The 5,686-nt window shown below is 69.6% G+C and carries 3 protein-coding genes and 1 pseudogene; all 4 read right to left on the bottom strand.

Annotation, left to right across the window (positions count from 1 at the left end; translation table 11 throughout):
- Positions 1 to 203: pseudogene (locus tag ACFY9S_RS40570) on the bottom strand (tRNA 2-thiouridine(34) synthase MnmA); the annotation flags it as partial.
- Positions 204 to 956: a YgjP-like metallopeptidase domain-containing protein gene (locus ACFY9S_RS40565; RefSeq protein WP_391139159.1), complete on the bottom strand. Its 753-nt coding sequence runs from the start codon at positions 954 to 956 to the stop codon at positions 204 to 206.
- A gap of 62 nt (positions 957 to 1,018) precedes the next feature.
- Complete coding sequence (locus tag ACFY9S_RS40560; RefSeq protein ID WP_391139157.1) at positions 1,019 to 4,675, bottom strand: type I restriction endonuclease; 3,657 nt, start codon at positions 4,673 to 4,675, stop codon at positions 1,019 to 1,021.
- Between the two features lie 103 nt (positions 4,676 to 4,778).
- Entirely contained in the window at positions 4,779 to 5,324 is a 546-nt protein-coding gene (locus ACFY9S_RS40555; protein WP_391139155.1) for an ATP-binding protein, read from the bottom strand.
- Positions 5,325 to 5,686 lie beyond the last annotated feature (362 nt).

Here is a 5,686-nt window from a genome sequence, read left to right as displayed (position 1 = left end):
GACGATGTCGCCCTCCGCCTTGCCGAGGCGGGAGGCCAGGAAGCCCTGGGTGTCGCCGTCGGCGATGAAGCAGATGTCGTGCGAGTCGGGCTTCTCTGGTCCATTACCATTTCGGAGGCCTGGTCGAGTTCGCGGGTGTCATCCTCATTGACGATCACTTGCGCGCAGCTTCCCGTGCAGACCTCATCGAAGCCGAGCGCTAGCTAGTGCCTTGGCGAGGAGACAGCTCCGCGCCACAGTCGCGGCTCCTCCTGCGCGAACTGCCGTTCGCGCACGTCTGCGTCGGGTAGCGCGAGCCGGACGGCCCGTCGGAAAGCCGCTCCGTGTCCGGGGTACTTGAGGTGGCAGAGCTCATGGATCAGGACGAGGTCCACCAGGACGACCGGCAGCTGTATCACCGCCCAATGCACGGTGATCGCGCCCTCAGGAGAACAGGCACCCCAGCGACGGCCGAGGTCCCGAACCTCGATGCTTGCCGGATCACGCACTCCGGCCAGTGACGCCAGCGGCTGCAGCCGGGCAGCGAGCCAGCGCTCCCCGCGGCTGCTGTACCACTCAACAAGGGGCCCCGCATCAGCGGCGGCCGACCGCGATCGGGGCAGCTCCAGCCATCCCTGTCGCAGTCGTACGTGACTGCTGCCGTCGTCGGGAGTGAGCTTGAGCCGGTACCGGCGGCCCAGGTAGGCGAAGCCCTCGCCGCCGATCAGGTCCTTGACCGGTTCGGCAGCCCGCAGGTCCTGACGGCGGCGGACCTCGGCGGCGAGACGCGGTATCCGGCCGCGCACCGCGTCGGCGATCTCTTTCGGATCTGCGCCTGCGGGAATCGCGAAGAGCACCCGGCCGTCCTCGGCGATCTCGATGCCGAGGGTGCGGCGCCGTGGCCGCACGGCGACATCCCACCGCCACCCTGTGGGCACGGGGAGATCAGCGATGGCCTGTTCGACGACGGTACGCACCCGCTCTCCTTACCATCCGGCAACGACATCACCCTGCCTGGCAGTCACCCGTGGTCACCGATTCAGGTGTCCCCGCCGTCTGCCTCGTCGCGCGGCCGGTATCCGAGGAAGTACTCATGCCTCTCCACGGCAAGCTCTGTCAGGTGGCTCGCAAGGTCGCCGATGTCGTCCCAGTCCATGGCGAGCCAGGTCTCCAGGTGCTCACAGAGTTCGCTGCGCATGCGGATGCGGGCAGCGACCTGCGTGTGTATCTGCGGCCGCCGGACGAGCACCGACATCTCCATGGTCAGGCCGCGGGCCGCCCGGATCAGATCGGTGCCCGGCGACCAAGGCTCCCGCCCGGCTTCTTCGGCGTGCTGCTGGAGCAGTCCGAGGACCAGCCGTTCAGTCCGGGAGTCGAGACCGTCGTCGCTCTCCGGCTCCTGCTCCGCCGCGGCCACATCCCCAACCAGACGCTTCAGGTCGGCGGCAGCCTGCTCGAAGTCGTCCCGCATCCGCGCGATGATCTCTTCGAGCCGGAGACTGAATCGCTGGTAGCCCGCCCGGTCGCCGCCGATCTTCGCGGTGATGCGCAGCTTCAGCGAGCCCGTCATGTACGAGCACCGCGCCCGGGGGTCGGCATTCGCGTCGACCCGTTCCATGAACTCCGGGTCGGTGAGTTCGACGGGTGGGATCCGCTGCCGGATCCCAGTGGTCTCGATGTGCTGCGAGATGAGCTGGCGCACCTTGGCCCCGTAGCGGCGCGGGCTGAACTGTTCACGGCCGTCGAGGTAGCGGCGTCTGGCCATGTACTGCAGCGTGCCCAACTGTCCTGCCAGGGCACGGTACTTCAGTGCCTCCGGATCCGGCAGGACCGCGTTGAGCGCCGTCAGGAAGTCACGGACGCGTTCGTCGAACTCGCCGCGCCGCAACGGGTCGTCGAGGCGTTCGCCGAGAAACTCCTCCCACTGGGACTTGTCGCCGGGGTCGGTGACGTTCTGCCCGGCCAGGAAACGGGTGACCTTCGCCCCGAGGTCTTCCAGGAGGGCCTTGGCGGCGGCGTCGGACCGCAGCAGCAGTCCGTCCCGGTCCGGGCTGCGGCCGTCCGGCTGCGGTCCCTCGTAGTCCGGCTGGAGGTGGTCCAGGGATACGTTTCGGTAGCCGAGGACGTGCCGCAGGTGCTCCTGGTCGTAGGAGGCGAGCGAGCGGGCCAGTTCGGGGCCGATGCCGACGTAGTCGACGACCTGGCCCCACTTCTTGGCCGGGTAGGGCCGGTTGGTGCGGGCCACGGCCTGCAGCAGTCCCGCGCCGGACAGCTTGCAGTCCAGGTAGAGGACCTGCTCGACGGGCGCGTCGAAGCCGGTGAGCAGCATCGACTGGACCACCAGGAAGGCCATGGTCTCCGGCGGCGCGCTGCCCTCCGTGTCCGGCGGCGCGGGCGGTCCGCTGTCCGCGGGCAGGTCGAGATCGACGTTCCACACCTGGCCGCCGCTCGCCGGGGTGCCGACGCCGGACGGCTGCAACCCGTGCGTCCTGACGTTCCATGCCGGATCGGCCGTGATGTCGCGGGGAGGCAGCCCTTTCTTGAAACGCTCGATGTGCGCGTCCTGGTGGCTCTTGGTGATCCACGGCCGCCACGCCTCCGGATCGCTGCCGCCCTGGCCCGCCGGAGAGACGACGACGGCCGCGTCGAGCGTTCTCAGTACCTCGCGATCCGGCAGGAGCATGAGGAGCGCCCGCTCCTCGTCGTCGGCTTCGAGCGCGGCCATGGGGTCGGCGATCAAGGCCGGGTCGAGCGCGTCGAGGCGGGCGACGAGCCGGTCGCGGGCGGCGAGCAGCGCGGTGCGGTAGCGGACGGCGGCGAGCCGCGAGACGGTGGCGATCTGCGCCCCGAAGCGGTCGGGCAGCGCGGTACTGGCCCAGTGTCCGAGCATGTGCTCGGCCTTGGCCTCGATCACCGATGGGGCTTCCAGGATCTCCTTGCGGCGGCCGAACTTGCGCAGCACCTTGGCCCGCAGCGCCGGATCGGACGGCACCTTCTCATCGAACCGGGCGTCGAGGGCGGCCTGTTCGATGACATCGAGCGGTACGGCGTACGCCTCGTAGCGAACGGGCACGACGGACCGGTCGAGTTCGGCGTCGCGCAGGGTGTACGTGTCGGCGTACGGGCCGAAGATCTCCTCGCTGCGTTTGCGGTTGCGGTCGATCACCGGAGTGCCGGTGAAGCCGACGAAGGCGGCGCGCGGGAGCATGGCCCGCCAGCGGGCGTGCTGCCACTTGTCCTGGCCCCGGTGGGCCTCGTCGATGAGGACGACGACGTGGTGGTGGGGATTGGCCACCCGGTTCTGTACGTATCCCTCGTCCTCGGCACCGTCCTCGTCATCGTCGGCGGGGGCGGCGTCGGGCAGTGACTCCTCGCGGCCGTCGTACGCGGTGTCGTCGCGCTGCGCCTTCTGCAGGGTGACAAGGACGACGTCCCCGACGTCCACCTCCAGGTACTTCCTGGCCCGCTTGACGCTCGGCGCGCGATGCACCTTCTCCTCGGTGGCAGCGAGGCTTGCCCGGATCTGCTTCTCCAGGTCGATGCGGTCGGTGACCACGACCACCTTGTGCGACTTCAGAGCGGGACGGCTGCGCAGGTGCCGGACCAGGAACGCCATGGTCAGGCTCTTGCCGGAGCCCTGGGTGTGCCAGACGACACCGCCCCGGTGGCTGACGGCCACGCCGGCCGCCGCCTTCCGGTCCCGCTCCTCCAGCTTCCGCGTGAGCGCCTTCACCGCCTTGAACTGCTGGTGACGGCCGACCAGTTTGACCGTACGGTGACCGCTGCCGAGCCGGGTGGTGAAGTCCCGTACCAGGTCGAGGAGATGGGAAGGGCGCAGCATCCCGGCGACGAGGATCTCTTGGTCGGTGAGGGCTGCCGACGCGGGCTTGCGCACCTCCTCGCGTACGCGGTCCTCACTCACGGGCGCGACCGTGCGCCAGGGGGCGAAGTGCCGGGGTTCGGCGGTGACCGTGCCGGTCTCGGCGTGGTCGCGGTCGGTGGCGACCAGGACCTGCGCGAAGCGGACGAATTCGGGTACGGCGGCCGGGGAGTTGACGCCCGCGTACCGGAGAACCTGGTCGACGGCGTCGTCCAGGGCGGCCCGCACGTCTCCCTGAGGGCCGGACACCACGGGCGCCTTGCACTCGATCACCACCCAGGGCAGCCCGTTCACGAACAGCACGAGGTCGGGCGTGACGGGAGCGGCGTCCTTCCGCTCGACCCGGAACTGGGAGACGACGAGCAGGTCATTGCCACCGCCGGGCGTGTCCAGACGTTCCCCGAACTCGCCGTCCCAGTCGACGAGTCGTACGTGTTCGGGGTCGCCCTTCGTCCAGCCCGGCAGGGTGCGGGCGTTGCGGCCCTTGCGCAGGAGGTCGGTCACCTCCAGGTTCCCGGCGACTCCGCGTTCCTTCGGGCCCTGCCCCGGCGCGGTGCCCTGGACCAGTGCGAGGAGGTGGTCGAGCTGTGCGTCGCTCAGCCAGGGTTTCCCGTCCGACGGCCTCGGGTTGATGCGAGCCACGGCGGCCTTGAACCGGTCCGCGTACACGACGGTCTCGAAGCTCGTACGGTCCGAGGCGCGCGGCGCGGTGGCGGGTCCGGCGGTCGGGCCGCCCCGGAGATGGGTCCAGCCCATCGCCGTCAGCTGCTCGATCAGCGGCCGCTCGGTCCTGACGTACTCCGGCTGCTCCGCCACGCCTGTCCTCCCCGGCCACCGGCCTCGACCCCCGCCCCCCGTACAGGACAGGTGATCGAAACTCTATCGGCGGCCGGAGAGCACGGCGCGGGGTGCGCGCGGATCAGGCGGCGAGCACCGGGGAGGGTGGCCGGAAATGATCCCCGAGTGCGAGCTCGAACCAGATGGTCTTGCCGCCCGGCCCGCCGTTCGGCCCGTCGACGAACCCGCAGCCGCCCCACCGGTCGGCGAGACTCTCGATGATCGGCAGCCCTCGACCGCAAGGGGCGGCGGGGTCGGGCATCGCCACTCCCGGCGCGAACGGAGGCCAATCCGGACTCGCGTCCCATACGCTCACGCGCAGCGCGGGGCACAGCCAGTGCATCCGGACGATGACCGGGCCCTTGGTGTGCCGCACCGAGTTGGTGGCGAGTTCGCAGGTCAACAGCTCGGCACGGTCGGCGAGTTCACCGATCTCGTGCGCGTGAAGTACGGCGCGGACGGCGCCCCGGACGATCCGGGGGCCGCGCGGATCGCAGGGGAAGTGGATCTCGTACGTCCATGGGTCGGCGAACGGGATCGATGCCGGATGGTCGCCGTAGCTGACGTCGTAACTGACGGGGTGGGTCAATTCGCTGCTCGGTTCAGTGCTCTGTTCGTTGCTGCTCACGAGGGTGTACCTCCGTGGTGCGGAACGGGTCCTTTGCGGCGCCTGTCACGAACTGCCGGACGACGGTGGCAGTGCCGGGACCCTGCCTTCCGGAGGGCAGGGGGCCGGTGCGCTTCCGGCCGGGCGGCGGTTCAACTGACGACAGTTCACCAAGAGTGGCGCCGAAAGTACAACGGGTGAGACCGTTACCACTCCAACGAGTTGAATTGCTGACATTGGTAGACGGACTGGACCTCCATGGGCACACTGACCGCGAACTCAGGGAGGCTAGGGCCTGTCCGATGGGTCAGGTAACCCGCCTGTCGGCCGGTCGTTCTATCCGGTGTGGGGCGGGGTGATCTTTCTGATGACGAGTGGGCTCG

The sequence above is a fragment of the Streptomyces sp. NPDC012474 genome, assembly GCF_042955185.1.
Lineage (GTDB): Bacteria > Actinomycetota > Actinomycetes > Streptomycetales > Streptomycetaceae > Streptomyces > Streptomyces cahuitamycinicus.
The sequence above is the reverse complement of the archived record's forward strand: the minus strand, read 5'-3'. Positions and strand labels throughout refer to the sequence as shown.